This is a genomic window from Flavobacterium jejuense, assembly GCF_006491595.2.
Classification (GTDB): Bacteria; Bacteroidota; Bacteroidia; order Flavobacteriales; family Flavobacteriaceae; genus Flavobacterium; species Flavobacterium jejuense.
On the sequence record NZ_VEVQ02000006.1, the window covers coordinates 18,051 to 35,817 of the forward strand.

At 28.9% G+C, this 17,767-nt stretch carries 14 protein-coding genes; 11 read left to right on the forward strand and 3 right to left on the reverse strand.

Features of this window, described 5'->3' with window-relative positions; translation table 11 throughout:
- Positions 1–16 precede the first annotated feature (16 nt).
- Positions 17–6,523, reverse strand: a complete 6,507-nt coding sequence (locus tag FIA58_RS10130) for an alpha-2-macroglobulin family protein (protein WP_140962371.1) — start codon at positions 6,521–6,523, stop codon at positions 17–19.
- 142 nt (positions 6,524–6,665) lie between these two features.
- On the opposite strand from FIA58_RS10130, the gene FIA58_RS10135 reads away from it, so the two are divergent.
- Both FIA58_RS10135 and FIA58_RS10140 read left to right on the forward strand, forming a co-directional pair.
- The gene (locus FIA58_RS10135) at positions 6,666–7,352 is read left to right on the forward strand and encodes a tetratricopeptide repeat protein (protein ID WP_140962372.1); all 687 of its coding nucleotides are present in this window, start codon (positions 6,666–6,668) and stop codon (positions 7,350–7,352) included.
- Positions 7,353–7,412: 60 nt separating this feature from the next.
- A complete protein-coding gene (locus FIA58_RS10140; protein WP_140962373.1) occupies positions 7,413–8,768 on the forward strand; it encodes a UDP-N-acetylmuramate--L-alanine ligase in 1,356 nt (451 codons plus the stop codon).
- A 33-nt stretch (positions 8,769–8,801) separates the two neighbouring features.
- Here the strand turns inward: FIA58_RS10140 and FIA58_RS10145 are convergent, their stop codons facing one another.
- Complete coding sequence (locus FIA58_RS10145; RefSeq protein WP_140962374.1) at positions 8,802–9,452, reverse strand: DUF1287 domain-containing protein; 651 nt, start codon at positions 9,450–9,452, stop codon at positions 8,802–8,804.
- A 112-nt stretch (positions 9,453–9,564) separates the two neighbouring features.
- On the opposite strand from FIA58_RS10145, the gene radC reads away from it, so the two are divergent.
- From radC to FIA58_RS10190, 9 genes are all read left to right on the forward strand, one after another.
- Positions 9,565–10,248: a RadC family protein gene (gene radC / locus FIA58_RS10150; protein WP_140962375.1), complete on the forward strand. Its 684-nt coding sequence runs from the start codon at positions 9,565–9,567 to the stop codon at positions 10,246–10,248.
- Positions 10,249–10,283: 35 nt separating this feature from the next.
- The gene (locus FIA58_RS10155) at positions 10,284–11,312 is read left to right on the forward strand and encodes an alpha/beta hydrolase (RefSeq protein WP_140962376.1); all 1,029 of its coding nucleotides are present in this window, start codon (positions 10,284–10,286) and stop codon (positions 11,310–11,312) included.
- Between the two features lie 63 nt (positions 11,313–11,375).
- Entirely contained in the window at positions 11,376–11,879 is a 504-nt protein-coding gene (gene parS / locus FIA58_RS10160) for a type II RES/Xre toxin-antitoxin system antitoxin (protein WP_140962377.1), read from the forward strand.
- Positions 11,879–12,337, forward strand: coding sequence for an RES family NAD+ phosphorylase (locus FIA58_RS10165; RefSeq protein WP_140962378.1), 459 nt, complete (start codon positions 11,879–11,881; stop codon positions 12,335–12,337). The genes parS and FIA58_RS10165 overlap by 1 nt, the downstream gene beginning before the upstream one ends.
- Before the next feature lie 65 nt (positions 12,338–12,402).
- Positions 12,403–13,032 (forward strand): ABC transporter ATP-binding protein, encoded by a 630-nt coding sequence (locus FIA58_RS10170; RefSeq protein ID WP_140962379.1) that lies wholly within the window; start codon positions 12,403–12,405, stop codon positions 13,030–13,032.
- Between the two features lies 1 nt (position 13,033).
- Entirely contained in the window at positions 13,034–14,335 is a 1,302-nt protein-coding gene (locus tag FIA58_RS10175; RefSeq protein ID WP_140962380.1) for an ABC transporter permease, read from the forward strand.
- Positions 14,328–14,813 (forward strand): hypothetical protein, encoded by a 486-nt coding sequence (locus FIA58_RS10180; protein ID WP_140962381.1) that lies wholly within the window; start codon positions 14,328–14,330, stop codon positions 14,811–14,813. Before FIA58_RS10175 ends, FIA58_RS10180 begins: the two co-directional genes overlap by 8 nt.
- 87 nt (positions 14,814–14,900) lie before the next feature.
- Positions 14,901–15,590, forward strand: a complete 690-nt coding sequence (locus FIA58_RS10185) for a YjjG family noncanonical pyrimidine nucleotidase (RefSeq protein WP_140962382.1) — start codon at positions 14,901–14,903, stop codon at positions 15,588–15,590.
- Position 15,591: 1 nt separating this feature from the next.
- Complete coding sequence (locus FIA58_RS10190) at positions 15,592–16,326, forward strand: hypothetical protein (RefSeq protein WP_140962383.1); 735 nt, start codon at positions 15,592–15,594, stop codon at positions 16,324–16,326.
- Between the two features lie 76 nt (positions 16,327–16,402).
- Here the strand turns inward: FIA58_RS10190 and FIA58_RS10195 are convergent, their stop codons facing one another.
- Positions 16,403–17,680: a replication-associated recombination protein A gene (locus FIA58_RS10195; RefSeq protein ID WP_140962619.1), complete on the reverse strand. Its 1,278-nt coding sequence runs from the start codon at positions 17,678–17,680 to the stop codon at positions 16,403–16,405.
- Positions 17,681–17,767 lie beyond the last annotated feature (87 nt).

Consider the following 17,767-nt stretch of genomic DNA (forward strand, 5'->3'; position numbering starts at 1 on the left):
TTGATTTCTAAAATTATTATTTTGTAACCTTTATAGTACTATTCTTAGAATTTGCTGAAAATTCAGGAGCGTACATACTTTGTAAAGTAGAAATACCATCGTTGAAGCTTCCTGAGTTATTGGCGCGAACATCATATTCTAAAATATAGGTACCTTTATTTATTTTATCAAAGAAAAAATGAGTAGCAATATCTTTTGTACTTTTGTAATAATATAAATTATCCTTTCTTTCATGTTTTGAAATAACATCAAGTGGTTCAAAACAAGAAGCTCTTAGATCTTTTAAATGAGCAAACTCGATGTCTTCGATTGCTTTTAAAATTAAACGAATAGTTATAATATCACCTATTTTTAAGTTTTCTTTTTGAATTTCTTTTAAAATAGTTCCATTTCCAGTTTTTTCTTTTTTATATAACTCTTTTTTAATGTTTAAAATGGAGTTTGTACTTTCTTTTATGTTTTCCAAATTCTCAAAATATTGCCAATAAACTCCTCCATAACTAGGAACATCTGATTTATTTTCAATACTAATAGTTGCCATTTCTTGTGAAATTTCATCAGTTTTCCAATTGATTTTGATGTAACCTGTTTCTACTTCTTTTTCGTTGGTAGCCAATTTATCACTCAATATTTTTTCATTCCCAATTTTAAATTTGGTTTTATCTTTTACTGAAGTCCAATCGTTTCCGTGTAATAAAATTGCATAAATAGCTTCAGTAGTTGCTTTTGTAGTTGACCAATTTTTATTTTGTTTGTTTTTTAGCAACCAAACCTTCATTAAATCAACTGATTTTGTGTCTTGGATAACTTCGTTAAATGCTTCAATCAATACAGCTTGTGTTTCTATCGGAGATTGGTACCAATACCAACTTTTAGTATTTTCAATCCAATACATGCCTAAATCTTCATTCAAAGAAGCTGTTTCTTTTAAATGGGTTATCATTTTTTTTGCCATTTCAACTTCACCAAAACGATTGAGAATTAAAGCTAATTGTCCTTTTTGGTACAAAGAATAGTTTAGCCAATTTTTTTTGACTTCTTTTAATTGCATTTGAAGAAGTGAATCTAATTTTGTAGCAATTGGGTATTCTTTTACAAAGAAACTTCTCATGTATAAATAGTGGATGTTATTGTAAGAATAGTTTCTGAATATTGTTTTGTTATCTTCATATTGCGAAATGAATTTTTGGTCTAAAAATGGAATACCTTTGGTAACTATTTTTTTATATTTAGCTTTATCATTTGGAAATAAAACATTTAAATGACCAATTCCTGCTAAAATATGTTGGGTAATAAATGGATTTTCATTGCCACCATCAAACCAAGGAAATCCTCCAGAAGGTAATAATTTGGCTTCTAGTTTTTCTAAAGTTTGCTCTTCTTTGTTTTTTAACGTTGCCAAATCAAATAAATAAGCCAGTTGCTTGTTCTTTTCAGTTTTGTCTTCAGAATCGAAAAACCAGGGTGTTTCTGCTAAAAGAATAGATTTTAATTCTTCATTGATTATAAGTTTACTTTTTGGACTTTTTTTGTTTCTATAGGATTCAAATAAACTCGCAATTTTTGGATTTTTGGTAACAATTTCACTAGCAATTGTATTTGCATAATAACGTGCAAAAGTTTGTTCTGCACATTCATGTTCAAATTCCATTAAATAAGGTAAAGACTGAATTGCAAACCAAATAGGGTTTGTAGTGTATTCTAACGTGAAATTATGATTTTGTAAAGTAGTTGAAGTGTTGTTTTTTAGATTTTCGAATACATATTCTTTCTTACTGTTTTCCCTTACCCAAAGCGGAATGCTTTCAGTTACCAAAATTTTATTACTTAAGACAGGTAAAATATTTTCTTCACCATCTGAAAAAGTACCCGATTTTGCTACAATTTTATATTGTAATCCTTGTAAGTTTTCAGGAATGGTAATCGTCCATGAAACAGAAATACTTTCTTTTGGTTTACAAATAAAATCTTTTCTATTGTTTAAATTTAAAGAGATACTATCAATTGCTTTTCCGTTGGTAGCATCAAATAAAAGAAGCATGGCAAGACCAGCTTTGGTTTCATTAGTCATATTTACCACTTTTGTAGTAATAGTAAGTGTATCTTTTTCTCTTACAAAACGAGGTAAATTTGGCATGACCATAATGTTTTTTTGCGAAATAATCTCGTTTTGAAAATAACCCGTTTCAAAGTTTTTATTATGACCTAACAAACGCAATTTCCATCTTGTTAAAGATTCAGGAGAAGTGAAAGAAAGGATTATTTTACCTTCTTTATCTGTTTGTAATTGCGGAAAAAAGAAAGCAGTTTCGTTAAAGTTAGTTCTTGTTTTTACTTGGGTGATTTCTTTTAAAGCTTGTTTTGTAGTGATAATGATTACTCCATTTGAGGCTCTAGAACCATATAAAGCAACAGCGGAAGCGTCTTTTAAGACGGAAACACTTTCAATATTTTCAACTTTTAATTTTGCAAAATATGAAGAGTCTACAGGAATGCCATCTACAATATACAATGGGTTAATTTCTTTATTAACAGAACTTGTGCCTCGTATTCTAACAGAACTTGCATTTCCAACTTGTCCGGATCCAGAGGAAACATATACGCCATCAACGGCTCCATTTAATATGCTAAACAAAAGAGTATCATCTGCAACTGTATCTTTTATTTTAGAAACATTACCGGTCAGATTCCTTTTTGTTTCCATACCATAACCAACAACAACAACTTCTTGTAAAGCATTTGTATCTTCTTGTAATGTAATATAGATAGTGTTGTTTTTACCTTTTACTGTGTAATAAGTGTCAATCGTTCCTATATAAGAAATTGTCAAAATTTCATTTGCCTCTGCTTGAATACTAAAATTGCCATCAAAATCACTAGTAGTTCCTCTTTTTGTTCCTTGAACAGTTATATTGGCACCAGCTAAAGGACCAAACTTATCTAAAATTGTTCCTGTTATTATTTTTGCGTCTTTCGGAATTTCTGTTAATGATTCAATCGTTTCCAGGTATTTTTCTTGCGCATATTTGCTGTAGGACCCATTAAAGTTGAATCCAAACCAATTGAGTTGTGGGTTTTTTATGTAATACTGATAATATTTTATGCTTTGGTCAAATTTATTAAAATAAACGTATTTGGATTTATCTTCATAAAAACGTGGATAATCTGGACTGGAATAATTCTCGTTAAAATTCAATTTTGTATCCCATTCTTTTTGAGTAAATTGGTCTAGCGAACTATCATACATACTAGCTAAAACTTCTGTTTCTAATTTTTGATTGAGTATTTTAAAAGACCAATTTTCTTTACTTCCTGGTTCTATTTTGTTGCGAAGACTAATAATTTCAAATTCTAATTTTTTGGCTATTTCTTCTTTTGAAACGCTATAAGTTTTATTAAAAGTTTCATTGTCGTAACGAGTTGAAAAATGAAAGAATAAGTTCTCTTTTGATGAAGCTTGTTTTTTAATTTTAAGCTTTCCAATTCCATTTGTAAGTTGTACAACAAATTCTTTATCCAGTTCTTTACCAATGTAAAACCTTGAAAAAATATTTAAATCTGGAATAACTGATTGAAATTCGAATTCAAAATAATCACTTTTTGCCTCTGTAACATCTTTGAAAGTAAATAAAACTGATTCGTTAAAAATTTCTTTTCTTGATTTTAGCTCAAATGAATGTGTACCTTCAATTTGATTGTTTTTACTGTCGAATGCTTTGGCAATTAATTTATAATTTCCCTTTTTTAATTTTTTTAAAGAATCTAACAGAACTGTTTTTTTGTTTTTTGTGTCGAAAGAAATTGTTTTTATGAGTATTTCATTTATTTTAGTGTCGTTTACATCAAAAGGCTCATTTGGAAATAACTTTCTAAAATCTTTTTCAACTATGCTTTGAATTTCTGGAATTGAAAATAATCTTGGTTTTAGAAATTGTTTTTTCTCTATATAATAAATTTCTATTTTACCTTTTGCATCAATAGGATAATCATTTAATGTAGTAGCTGTGATAGTAAGATGGTTTTCTTCTTCTTTATATAAGGTTGGGTTTGTAGAAATACTTAATTTTAGAGTTCGATTTTCAACTTTTACATATTTAGAAGCGGTTCTAGTTTCTCCATTTAAATCGATAACTTCTGCTTCAATAGTGTAATTAATTTCTCTAATATCTTTATTTTCAACTAAACTATCATTTGCGGTTATACTAATAGTGAAATTTCCTTTTGAATCCGTTTCAATGGTATTTGTTATGTCTTCTCTTTCTAGGTTTTCGATGTATTTATTGGTATAAATCCTTTTAGAAATTGTATAATTTACTGTAGCATTGGTAAGATTACTTCCAGCTAAAGTTTTGGTATTTCCAACTATTTTTAAAGTGTCACTTAAAGTGTAATTTTCCTTTATACTTTCAAAAGAGACTTCAAATGTTGGACGTTTATATTCTTCTACTTGGAAATTGAATTCATTGTCATAATCAAAATCTACATTATCCCAAAATTGATGTTCGTCTTCTTTTTCATCATAATATTTTTTATCATTGTCATAGTTATCGGGTTCATCAATTGTAACTGAAAATTGACCTGTTAAAATATTTTTTGGAAGATCAAATTCTCCAGCGAAAGAGCCAAAATCGTTGGTTTGTACTTCATATTCTTTCAAGGTGTTTGAATTGGCATCTTCAATCAGTACTGAGACAGTTAAATGGGGAACAATACTTTTTTCTCCATTTATATTTTGAATGATAATTCCTTTGTAATAGACTTTTTGACCTGGTCGATATATAGCTCTGTCAAAATAGACTTTGGCTTTAGCTTCAAAATCTTCGTATTTAAAATCTTCTTTATCTTTTTTATAAAACCAACCTTTGTTGTAATTGCTAACTAATGTATCTTTTTTATGAATAAAGTAAATATCAGAATTAGGATTTTTAGAGGTTTTTTTTACATATTTCTTTTTCTTAAAGTCTACTTTTCCTAGAGCATCAGTTAGTTTAGTTTCTTCGTTATTTCTAACGATTATGTTTTGAAGTGGTTTTCCTGTTTTTCTATCCGAAACATAGAAATAATCGTATTTGTCATCACTGTCTTTTATATAAGCAATATTTGAAACCGTTATAGTTTGGTATTCATAATTGTCTTTAACTAGTTTTTGACTGTTAGGTTGGAAGACTAATATATAATCACCTAATGGAATTTGTTCCAAAAGTATTTCGGTAGTATATGTAAAGTAATCTTTTTTATTTGAAAGTATTCGTGTGTAAGTTTTTACAGCTTTATTTTTATCAACAAAATCTCGAAAAATTGAATCTGGTTTTTTTGTATTCTTGAATGCATTAAAGTTTTTCGGAATTTTAAAATAATGAATGGTTAATGTGTCTATGTTTTTATATGTAATATGAGCTCTAGTATTTTCATTTTCGTAAAGTGTATTTTTTATTTGAATATTTAATACTTTTCTTAATATGTTGTTTTTTAAGATTTCGGCTTCAGCCAAAGCATTATTATTTACTCTAGAATTTAAAACGGAATCACAAATTACTAATACTTCATTATAGTAATTTTTTTCTGAATTTTTATTGGTAATAGAATTAAAATATTTGGCTTTATCAACTTTTAATTGTTGTTGTAGATGTTTGTTTTTTGTAGTTTCTTCGAGCGATTTTAATTCTTTTATGTAAAGTGTATTGTTTTTGAAAATAGAATGTATATAATTAAGTCTGTTTGAATAGGCTTTGTCTAATTTGTCTGTATCTTTTTTACTATAATAAGCTTCGTATTGTTGAAGTAAAGTAATAGTTTTTTTGAAGTTTATATTATAAATGATGTCAGTTGAAGTACTTATGAATGTTGAAGGATTAGCGTATAGCTTTTCAATAAAAGTATTGTTTTTATTTGTTCTACTTATTTCCCAGTTGTTTTTATTGTTTTTTCTGTAAGTAAATAATTCGTTCCATAAATAGTCATATAAAGTATAATTTTTGGCATTAATGTCTGGAGAAATAGTAAAAATGTCTTTAAATTGTATTATATTTTGTTGTTGTAAAATGATTCTGTTTTGTAGAGTGTTTTCATAGGCTTTTTCAATTTCGCTTTCAAATTTCGTTGAAGTCCAAAGAAGAAAATTAGTTTCGTTTTCATTTTCTATTTTGGTTCTGTTTCTAATTTTAGTGTAACTATTTTGCTTATAATAATTCTCCAATATTGAGGCGTAGATACAATTTAAGATAGCCTTTGTGGTTTCATCAGCTTCTCTAATTTCATTATTTAGATTTACTATTATTTTAGATTGGGCGTCTTCTTCAAGTGCTTGTGTGAATTTTGAAGTATAGAAAAATGTTTTTATAATTTGAATTTTATCTTTTTTACGTTTTGCTTTTTTATAGATATTTTCCACAACTTCAAATGCAGAACGAGTTTTTCCATCGAGTTCGTGTTGGTAAACTTCTTGCCATTCTTTATCATAATTTGATTGAGAAAATAATGAAGCACAAATTAGGGAGAATAAGAGGATGGTATAATTTTTCATGGAATATGTTTTCTAGTATAGAGTATAAAAAGAGTGAAAAGGTTGGATTGTTTTGTAAAAAAAATCTTCAACTAAGATAAATGTTTTTTTACTTAAGGATAAATCATTGTATTTTCTTAATTTTGAATAAAAATTTGCTGCTATGTACAAATTCATTTTGTTTTTTTTACCATTTTTTGTTTTCTCACAGAATAATTTTGACAAAGGAGAGAAATTGTATAATCAAAAAAAATATGATGAAGCTAAAGTTTATTTTGAAGCTCATTTGAAAATAAATCCTAATGATTATAAAGCAATAGAATACATTGGTGATATTGCAGGTTACTATGAGAAATGGGATGAAGTGATTGAGAAATATAAAATCTTAAAAGATAAATTTCCACAGAATGCAAATTACCATTATAAATATGGTGGTGCTATGGGAATGAAAGCGAAAGAATGTAATAAATTTAAAGCATTAGGAATGATTGATGAAATTGAAGAATCGTTCAAAACTGCTGCTAAGTTAGATTCTAAACATACAGATACCCGCTGGGCTTTGGTGATTTTATATTTAGAATTACCAGCAATAATAGGAGGTAGTGAGAAAAAGTCTCAAAGATATGCTGATGAACTAATGAGTATTTCTAAAATCGATGGTTTACTAGCAAAAGGTCATATAGATGAATATTTTGAACGTTACAATTCAGCTGAAAAATATTTTATGAAAGGCGTAGCTTTAACACATTCAAAAATGGCTTATCAACGTTTGATTAGTTTATATAGAAAAATGAAACTTCCGCAAAAAGCAGAAGTTCTTGTAGATGAATCTGAAAAATACAATAAATAATTTATGTTAGAAGTTTCAAGGTTTTCCTTAGAATTTCCAACTTCAAATTTCAAATTTTAAATGAATACACATTTTATAGCTATTGGTGGTGCTGCTATGCATAATTTGGCACTAGCCCTTCATAATAAAGGATATAAAGTAACAGGTAGTGATGATGCCATTTTTGAGCCTTCAAAATCTAGATTAGATAAGAAAGGATTGTTACCAAAAGAGTTAGGTTGGTTTCCTGAAAAAATCACTTCTGATTTAGATGCGATTATTCTTGGTATGCATGCGAAAGGAGATAATCCTGAATTGTTAAAAGCGAAGGAATTGGGATTGAAGATTTATTCCTATCCAGAATTTCTTTATGAACAATCTAAAAATAAAACGAGAGTTGTAATTGGTGGTTCTCATGGTAAAACTACTATTACTTCTATGATACTTCATGTAATGCATTTTCATGCTATCGAAGTAGATTATATGGTAGGAGCACAGTTAGAGGGTTTTGATACGATGGTTCACCTTACTGAAGAAAATGATTTTATTGTATTAGAAGGAGATGAATATTTGTCTTCACCGATAGACTTACGTCCAAAATTCCATTTGTACCAACCTAATATAGCTTTACTGTCAGGAATTGCATGGGATCATATTAATGTGTTTCCAACATTTGATAATTACATAGACCAATTTAGGATTTTTACTAATCAAATTACTAAAGGTGGTATTTTAGTTTATAATGAAGAAGATAAAACTGTTAAGCAAGTAGCAGAAGAAACGGAAAACCCAATCCGTAAAATTGCCTATTATACACCTAATCATGTTGTAGAAAACGGAGTAACTTTATTAGATACACCAGAAGGACCAATGCCAATTGAAGTTTTTGGATCTCATAATCTAAATAATTTAGCTGGAGCTAAATGGGTTTGTCAATGTATGGGTGTGGATGAAGCTGAATTTTACGAAGCGATTGGGAGTTTTAAAGGAGCAAGCAAGCGATTAGAAAAAATTGCAGAAAGCAGCAATAAAGTTGCCTATAAAGATTTTGCACATTCACCAAGTAAAGTATCTGCCACAACTAAAGCAGTTAAAAATCAATATCCAGATAGAAAATTAGTAGCTTGTTTAGAATTACATACATACAGTAGTTTAAATGCAGAATTCTTAAAAGAATATGAAGGAGCTTTAGATAGTGCAGATGTAGCAGTAGTTTTTTATTCTCCTGATGCTATAAAAATTAAACAACTAGAAGAGGTTACTTATAATCAAATTGCTCAATCTTTTAAAAGGAATGATTTGATTATTTATACAAATCCTAAAGAATTTAAAGAGTTTATTTTTACTCAAAACTTTACTGATAGCACTTTGTTACTAATGAGTTCAGGTAATTATGGAGGTTTGAATTTTGATGAGGTAAAGGGCTTGATTAGTTAATGTGACAAATTGTTTAATTAACAAATTAATACATTATTTTCCATACCTAAAATGTCCCACAATACTATAGTTAAACAAACAATCTTGTAAAACTTGTCCACCACCAACATTATGAACAATCATAGGTCGTTTTCCATCTTTTGATTTTAAATGTGTGATAATTCCTATATGTGGTAATTTGTTGCCAATCATCCAAGTTACTAAATGACCTGTTTTGTAATCATTTGGATTTTGGCTAACAATCAATTTTTCTCCCTTCCTTTCAAAAAAAACTTCCAAATTAGGTACTCTTCGATGATCAATATTTTTATCGGTAGATTTTAATCCCCAAGTTTTGGGATATTTAGAAAAATTAGACTTCATGTCTTCATGAACTTCTTTTTGTAAATCAATGTTCAATTTGCGATAAGTACGAATCACAACATCAGTACAAACACCAGTTTTTTTCGGAACGTCTCCATTTGGATATTTTATACCAACATAAGTTGGTGTATAAATAACTTCGGGATCAATAATTGAGATGGCAGCATTTGAAAGTTTTTCCGCGAAAGTTTTGGCTTGAATTAGTTCAGGAGTACTATTTTTCTTTTTTTCTTTAACTGAAACTATAGGTTTTAATGTTTCTTTTTTTTCTTGGCAACCTGATAAATTAATAAATAAAGCCAAAAGTAGAATAAATTTCATTTTCTGTTTTTAAAATAACGCTAAAGTAATCAGTAAATTGTAAATTAAATATTTTGAAAGTAATAAAAAATGAATTTAATTTGTTTCTTATAAATGCCAAAATAAATATTATATGTACACGCCAATTAATCAATGGGCAGAAGACGATCGTCCTCGTGAAAAATTTCTTCTTAAAGGGAAATCCACTTTATCAGATTCAGAACTTTTAGCCATACTCATAGGTTCAGGTTCTAGAAATGAAAGTGCTGTTCAGCTTTGTCAGCGCATTTTAGCTTCAGCCAATAACAACCTCAATTTATTAGGTAAGCTATCCGTTCAACAATTAATTCAATTTAAAGGCATAGGTGAGGCTAAAGCTATCTCAATAGTAGCAGCTTTAGAACTTGGTAGAAGAAGAAGGGCAGAAGAAACAATTGAGCTATCAAAAGTCTCATCAAGTAAAGCTGTTTTTGAAATTATGCAACCTTTAATAGGTGAATTGGCTCATGAGGAATTCTGGGTGTTATATTTGAATAATGCTAATAAAGTGATTTATAAAACTCAAATAAGTAAAGGAGGAATAACTGGAACAATTGTTGATTCTAGAGTGGTTTTTAAATTAGCCTTTGAACATAATGCTACAGCTGTTATTCTATCTCATAATCATCCGTCGGGTAAATTAACAGCTAGTCAAGCAGATATTCAATTAACGAAAAATTTACAACAAGCTGGAAAAACTTTAGAAATACATGTATTAGATCATATTATTATCACTGAAAAAGGGTATTTTAGTTTTGCAGATGAAGGAATGATGTAGGGTAGAGATGAACTTTTAATAAATAAGTGGTAGTTATGATAAAATTATGTAAGGTAAGTTTGAATGTCAAAATGCTGTTTTTAATTTTTTTCTTATTCTTTCTTAAATCTTTTGGACAAATTAATGAATTAAAAGAGATAGGTTTTGATAAAGTTGAATTAAAAACAAAATCAGATACAATTGTTTTTATAAGGTCAATTAATAGAGATAATACAACAAAACCTACAATAATCTTTCTACAGGGTTCGTTGCCTTTGCCAATTGTCTTTAAAGATAAAGAAGAATTTTTTACTTTATTTCCTTTCAAAACAGCAGAATATTTAGATAAATATAATTTAATATTAATCGCTAGAAAAGGCATACCATTATTAGGTGAATTTCAAAGAGACGCAAATGGTTATAAAGATGCAAATGGATACGTTCCTTTAGAGTATATTAAATATGATAACCTTACTTATAGAGTGCTACAAACAAGAGAAGTACTGAATTTCTTATATAAACAAAAATGGGTTGATAAAAAAGCTATTTATGTTGTAGGTCATTCTGAAGGATATCGTGTTGCGGCTAAATTATCGGAAAATAATAAAAAAATCACTAAGCTTGTTTGTATGTCTGCTGATCCATTTAATAGATCCACAGAAGAAATATTAAAATACAGATTAGATAGTTACACTCAAAGTAATGATTCGATTTCTCAAAACGCCATCAATGATATTACTAAAAATTTTCTTAGTATTGGAAAAATTGAAGAATATAAAAAAGATGCTGATTTGTATAATTGGTCAAGTTATAATTCTGAGTTAACTTTTAATAGCTTCAAAAAATTTAATAATCCAATATTGGTGATTTATGGAACTAATGACTTAACTGCTTTTCATAATGATTTGCTTCTGTTTTTATTAAAAGATAAAAGAGATTTTTTTGTAAAAGCCTATCCTGATTATGACCATAATTTCTTTAAAAAAGAGTTTGATGAAGACGGAAATCTAGTAGAAGATAGTTATAATTGGGATACCGTTTTTAGAGATACTGTAAACTGGTTAGAAACAGGTAAACTGGATTAAATGATATAAATAATTTGTTTTTAAGAGACAATTGTCGTAAATTTACAGACAAATGACGCCATTATGACAAAGTTAGTTGCTAATTCAGATCTAAAAATAGATAAAGCTGTTAGAATGTATGTCTCTAAGGTAGGGAAAGAGTCAGATTTAACAGTGGTTGATAAAAATATTACTTATAAAAAATTCTTGTCAAACCGGATGTTGATTGTGCATTCCATTAGAAGAGGGTTGCCATACGAGATATATGATTTAATAAAAGAACGTACTCCTTTTAATGAGGAAGACTGGGCGCAATTTTTAGGTGTTTCTTTACGAACATTACAACGTAATAAATCCAAAAAAGATTTTGTTTTCGATCCTATTCCTACAGAAAAAATCTTAGAATTAGCAGAAGTGACATCGTTAGGGAAAGAAGTGTTTGATTCAAAAGAACAATTTTATCTTTGGTTAAATACTCCAAATTTTGCTTTGGGAAACCTGCAGCCCTTTGAACTGTTAAAAGATTCTTATGGAAAAGAAATGGTTATGAATGAATTGAATAAAATTCAATACGGAATATTTGTGTAATGGAAGTATTTCGGTTAGCTAATAAAAAATATCCGATTGAACTTTCTGGTGTTGGTGCATCTATAACTGGTGCAAGATGGAATTCTAAAGGTATTGAAGTGGTTTATACTGCGCAAAGTAGGGCTTTAGCCATGGCTGAGGTTGTAGTGCATGTTACTTTAGCAACTTTACCTAGTGGTTATGTTATGTTAACTATTTTTATACCAGATGATGTGGTTGTAGAAATGCTAGATGTAAAAAAAATACCATTAGGTTGGAATAGTTTTCCAGAGTTAGTTGATACGCAAAAAATTGGAGATGAGTTTCTTAGAAGTAAGAAAAGTGCTGTGTTAAAAGTGCCTTCTGCTGTGGTTCAAGGAGATTATAATTATCTATTAAATCCTTTTCATGACGATTTTAAGAAAATTAAAATTATACAACAAGAAGATTTCCCTTTCGATAAGAGAATTTTTAAATAAACATTAAGATTTTTTTCTTTTCAATTTGTTATATTGCAGCTCATTAAAAATTAAGCATATCAAAAATGATAAGCACAAAAAACATTACGTTTTCTTATAATAAAGAACAATCTTTTATTTTACCCGATTTGCATTGCGATGCAGGAAGTACTATTCTTATAACAGGTGATTCTGGGAAAGGGAAAACGACATATTTGCATATATTAGCTGGTTTACTTCACCCTACAACAGGTGCAATAACAATTGATGATACAGATATTGTTACCTTGTCAGAAAGTAAAAATGATAAATTTAGAGGTCAAAATATTGGAATTGTATTTCAAAAATCACATTTTGTTAGTGCCTTAACAGTTTTGGAAAATTTAGAAATGGCAAGTTGGTTAGCAAGTGGTAAGAAAAATTCAAATAGAGCTAAAAAACTTTTGGAACAATTAAGTATAACTAATCAAAGTGATAAGTTGCCTAATCAATTAAGTATTGGACAGCAACAACGTGTCTCAATCGCTCGTGCTTTAATGAATGAGCCAAAAGTATTATTAGCAGATGAGCCTACTTCTAGTTTGGATGATAAAAATGCTGAAAAAGTAATTGAGTTACTAACTTCTTTATCTAAAGAAAATAAAGCCGCTTTAATTATAGTCACTCACGACAGTAGAATAAAAGAAAAATTTAGTAACCGAATAACTTTAGTGTAAAATGATAGCAAAACTAGCTTGGAGAAATATTTGGTTTAAACCTTTAAATACTATTTTAAGTATTATCTTGTTAACGTCAAGTGTTGCTATAATTACGGTTTTAGTATTATTGGAAAAACAATTTGAAGAAAAGTTTAATAGTAATATTGATGGAGTAGACTTGGTTCTTGGAGCGCAAGGAAGTCCATTGCAATTAATACTATCTTCTGTTTACCAAGTAGATGCTCCTACAGGAAATATTAGTTACGATTCAGCAAAAGTTTGGATGCAACATCCTTTTGTTAAAAAAGCTATTCCTTTGGCTTTTGGAGATAATTATAGAGGCTATAAAATTTTGGGAACTACAACAGATTATTTGGAAAAATATGAAGCTAAAATTTCAAAAGGAAAAGTATTTGAAAAGAATTTTGAGGTAGTAATTGGTGGAGAAATAGCCAAAAAACTAAATTTAAAAATAGGTGACGAGTTTTTTGGTTCTCATGGTGACGCAGCAGAAGGAGAAGTTCATGATCATTTTTCTTATAAAGTAGTTGGAATTGCAGAAATGACTGGAAGAGTAGTTGATAATCTTATTTTATGTACAATACCAAGTGTTTGGGAGATGCATGGTAGTCATGAAGAAGAAGAATTGCATAATCCAATACATGGAGAAGAAGGTCATAGACATGAAGAAGGTGATGAACATTTGCAACACGAACATGATCATGACGAACATTCACATCATGATGATAAAGAAATGACACTTGATGAAAAAGGAATGGAAATAACGGCTGTTTTATTGCAGTTTAGAAATAAGATGGGCATTGTAACTTGGCCAAGAATTATAGCTCAAAACACTAAAATGCAAGTAGCTTCTCCAGCAATTGAAGTTAATCGTTTGGTTTCTATGTTTGGAATAGGGATTGATGCATTGCGATATTTAGCTTATGGTATCATGTTGATTTCTGGAATTTCAATTTTTATTGCTTTGTTCAATACATTGAAAGAACGTAAAAATGAATTTGCATTATTGAGAGTAAATGGAGCTAAAAGACACCAACTTTTGATTTTAGTTATGATAGAAAGTCTATTGCTCTGTGTGGTAGGTTTTATTTTTGGTACGATTTTGGGAAGAATAGCATTAATGCTCATTTCGTCATCAGCAGAAAAAGATTTTAAGTTTAGTTTCAATCCGTATGAATTTATTTGGAAAAAAGAAGGAGTGTTATTTTTATTAACGCTCTTTGTAGGTTTTTTTGCAGCCTTACTCCCAGCGATAAAAGCATACCAATTAAATATTTCAAAAACATTAGCCAATGCGTAATTATATTAAATTTTCAATAGCACTATTAGTTCTAGTTTCTCTATTTAGTTTTAATAAAAAAGAACAAAATAGTACATTTAAAAAGGATAAAGAAATCATTTTAACAGATACTCTGACATGGAGTTTGTTAGGTAAAATAGAATATTTAAAAAAGCCAGATAAAGTTTATGGTGAAATAATGTTTCCTGTTATTAATCCAAAATTAAAGTCTTTACAAAGTAAAGAAGTGACTATAAGTGGTTTTATTATTCCTATTGATAATAAAAATTATGCAGTAAGTAAAAATGTATTTGCAGCTTGTTTTTTTTGTGGAAAATCAGGGCCAGAAACCTTAATGGGAATTAAATTTAAAGGAGATTTACCTAAATTAAAAACAGATCAATTTGTTACATTAAAAGGGAAATTTAGGTATAATGATAATGATGTGGAAGATTGGATTTATCATATAGAAAATGCAGTTATTACAGCAGGAAATTAATTTGAAGCCCATTTTTTGGGCTTTTTTTAAATATTGTTCTGCTTTCAGAACCTTAGATATATTTTTAAAACTATAGGAATTTTATAAATGATTTTTAAAAACAAAAAGCACCTTTTTTTCGATTTAGATCACACGCTTTGGGATTTTGATAAGAATTCAGAAGTAGCATTTGGTATTATTTTCAAACAATATGATTTTAACTTTTCTATTGCCGATTTTTTAGAACATTATATTCCTAAAAACCAATATTATTGGTCGCTTTATCAAGTAAATGAAATTTCGCAGGAAGAGCTACGTTTTAGGCGTTTAAATGATGTTTTTGAGATTTTAGATGTTTCTGTTTCAAGAGAATTGGTTGATCAAATTTCAGACGATTATATTGAACATTTGCCTAATAGCAATCATTTGTTTGAAGGAACTATAGAAATTTTGGAATATTTGCAACCAAAATATAATTTACATATTGTTACAAACGGTTTTAATCAAGTACAAGATAAAAAAATGAAAAATGCGAACATTTTTCATTACTTTAGTACAATAACTAATTCAGAATTAGCAGGAGTAAAAAAACCACATCCAAGCATATTTGAATTTGCACTATCTTTGGCGAAAGCTAAGAAAGAAGATAGTATAATGATAGGAGATAGCCTTGAAGCAGATATTGAGGGAGCGTTAGGTTTTGGAATTGATGCTATTTTTTTTAATGAGAAGAAAATCAAAATTGAAAAAGAAATAAATCAAATTAATCAACTAATAGAACTTAAAAACTTTTTATAATATGAGAAAAATAGTACTTATTTTAATAATTGTATTTTCTTTATTTTCACAAGCACAGGAGAAATATAAATATGTTGTTGTTCCTGGGCAATTTTCTTTTTTTAAAGAGCCGAATAAATATAATTTAAATAGTTTAACCAAATCTTTTTTCGAGACAGAAGGTTTTGTTGTTTTTTATGATACTGAAAATTTACCAAATGAGTTGTTGAAAAATAGATGTTTGGCTTTGTACGTTAATGTGTTAGAGAATAACTCAATGTTCATGACAAAGATAACTGTTAATGTGAAAGATTGTAAGAATGAAGTTTTAGTAATTAGTGAAGAAGGATCAAGTAGAGAGAAAGATTATGATAAGGCTTATAATCAAACTTTAAGAACTGCATTAACTTCTCTTAAAGGGAAATTAAATTTTAAAACTTCTGAAAATCTTACAGGATTAGTTGATCAACAGATTGTCCCAGAAAAAAAAGGAGCGTTAGAAGATTTAATACCTGTTAGTAAAGAGATAGGTAATAAAAGTGCATTATATGCTCTGCCTACTGAGACGGGTTTTAAACTTGTAAATGCTATTCCAAATGTCATTTTCGAATTGCAAAAAACATCTATTGATAATTTGTTTCTTGGAGAGAGAGGGATGATGGATAATGGTATATTTTATAAAAAAGATGAGTCTTGGTTTTATGAATATTATAAAAAAGACAAACTAATTATAGAAAAAGTAGATGTTAAGTTTTAATAAAAATTAGAATAACTAATAAGATGATAGTGAATTATTTAGGTAGTCTACTGTTTTTGTGTTGTAACTTCTAACTTTAATACCCATATTTATCTTTCCATCTATTTTTTAAGAAAGTTCTTAATTCTCTTTCTCGAGCATTATCTCCAGGATCAAAAAGCTTAGTTTTACTTAGCTCTTTTGGTAAAAATTCTTGTTCTGCAAAATTATTGGGAAAATCATGTGAATATTTATAGTCTTCACCATAACCTAATTCTTTCATTAGTTTAGTTGGAGCATTTCGTAAGTGAATTGGAACCGATAAATCACCAGTTTGTTTTACCAATTGTTGAGCTTTGTTAATTGCCATATAACTAGCATTACTTTTTGCAGACGATGCCAAATAGATTGCACATTGACTTAAAAGGATTCTGCTTTCTGGATAACCAATAGTTGTAACGGCTTGAAAAGTATTATTCGCCATTATTAAAGCGGTAGGATTAGCATTTCCAATATCCTCACTAGCTAAAATGAGCATGCGTCTCGCAATAAATTTCACATCTTCTCCACCTTCAATCATTCGGGCCAACCAATAAACAGCACCATTTGGATCACTACCACGAATTGATTTTATAAAAGCTGAAACAATATCGTAATGTTGCTCGCCTGTTTTATCGTAAAGAACTGTGCTTTTTTGGACTAAATGTGTAACTCTATCATTTGTTATTTCAATAAAATCGTCATCAGATGCATTTACTATAAGTTCAAAAATATTCAATAATTTTCGGCCATCACCTCCAGAAAGTCTTAACAGTGCTTCACTTTCTTTTAAATCAATATTTTTTGTTTTTAAAATTTCATCTGTAGTAATTGCTCTTTTTAAAAGCGCTTCTAAGTCATCTCTGGTAAACGCATTCAAAACATAAACTTGACATCTAGACAATAATGCAGGGATTACTTCAAAACTTGGATTTTCGGTTGTAGCACCAATTAATGTAACCCAACCTTTCTCAACAGCTGCTAGTAAAGAATCTTGTTGTGATTTGCTAAAACGATGAATTTCATCAATAAATAAAATTGGATTTTTTGCTGTAAATAAACCTCCACTTTGTTTTGCTTTTTCAATTACTTCTCTAATATCTTTAACACCTGAATGTATGGCGCTTAATTGATAAAAAGGGCGTTTGCTTTCTTGAGCCATAATTTGCGCAAGAGTTGTTTTACCTGTTCCAGGTGGTCCCCACAGAATTAGACTTGGAATAATTCCTTTGCTAATTTGATGTGTTAACGAACCTTGTTCTCCTACTAAATGTAATTGACTAATATATTCTGATAAATGTTGCGGACGAATACGTTCTGCTAATGGTGCTTCCATGATGTAAAAGTACATTTTTTTTTATTTTGAACTAAAGTAAAAAGGTTTGAAAATTTACGTTTCAAACCTTTTTACTTTCAAATTAGA

Excerpts from the sequence above, each read along its gene's own strand:
- FIA58_RS10130 (WP_140962371.1), bottom strand. The coding sequence starts at position 6,523 with ATGAAAAATTATACCATCCTCTTATTCTCCCTAATTTGTGCTTCATTA.
- FIA58_RS10135 (WP_140962372.1), top strand. The coding sequence starts at position 6,666 with ATGTACAAATTCATTTTGTTTTTTTTACCATTTTTTGTTTTCTCACAG.
- FIA58_RS10140 (WP_140962373.1), top strand. The coding sequence starts at position 7,413 with ATGAATACACATTTTATAGCTATTGGTGGTGCTGCTATGCATAATTTG.
- FIA58_RS10145 (WP_140962374.1), bottom strand. The coding sequence starts at position 9,452 with ATGAAATTTATTCTACTTTTGGCTTTATTTATTAATTTATCAGGTTGC.
- radC (WP_140962375.1), top strand. The coding sequence starts at position 9,565 with ATGTACACGCCAATTAATCAATGGGCAGAAGACGATCGTCCTCGTGAA.
- FIA58_RS10155 (WP_140962376.1), top strand. The coding sequence starts at position 10,284 with ATGATAAAATTATGTAAGGTAAGTTTGAATGTCAAAATGCTGTTTTTA.
- parS (WP_140962377.1), top strand. The coding sequence starts at position 11,376 with ATGACAAAGTTAGTTGCTAATTCAGATCTAAAAATAGATAAAGCTGTT.
- FIA58_RS10165 (WP_140962378.1), top strand. The coding sequence starts at position 11,879 with ATGGAAGTATTTCGGTTAGCTAATAAAAAATATCCGATTGAACTTTCT.
- FIA58_RS10170 (WP_140962379.1), top strand. The coding sequence starts at position 12,403 with ATGATAAGCACAAAAAACATTACGTTTTCTTATAATAAAGAACAATCT.
- FIA58_RS10175 (WP_140962380.1), top strand. The coding sequence starts at position 13,034 with ATGATAGCAAAACTAGCTTGGAGAAATATTTGGTTTAAACCTTTAAAT.
- FIA58_RS10180 (WP_140962381.1), top strand. The coding sequence starts at position 14,328 with ATGCGTAATTATATTAAATTTTCAATAGCACTATTAGTTCTAGTTTCT.
- FIA58_RS10185 (WP_140962382.1), top strand. The coding sequence starts at position 14,901 with ATGATTTTTAAAAACAAAAAGCACCTTTTTTTCGATTTAGATCACACG.
- FIA58_RS10190 (WP_140962383.1), top strand. The coding sequence starts at position 15,592 with ATGAGAAAAATAGTACTTATTTTAATAATTGTATTTTCTTTATTTTCA.
- FIA58_RS10195 (WP_140962619.1), bottom strand. The coding sequence starts at position 17,680 with ATGGAAGCACCATTAGCAGAACGTATTCGTCCGCAACATTTATCAGAA.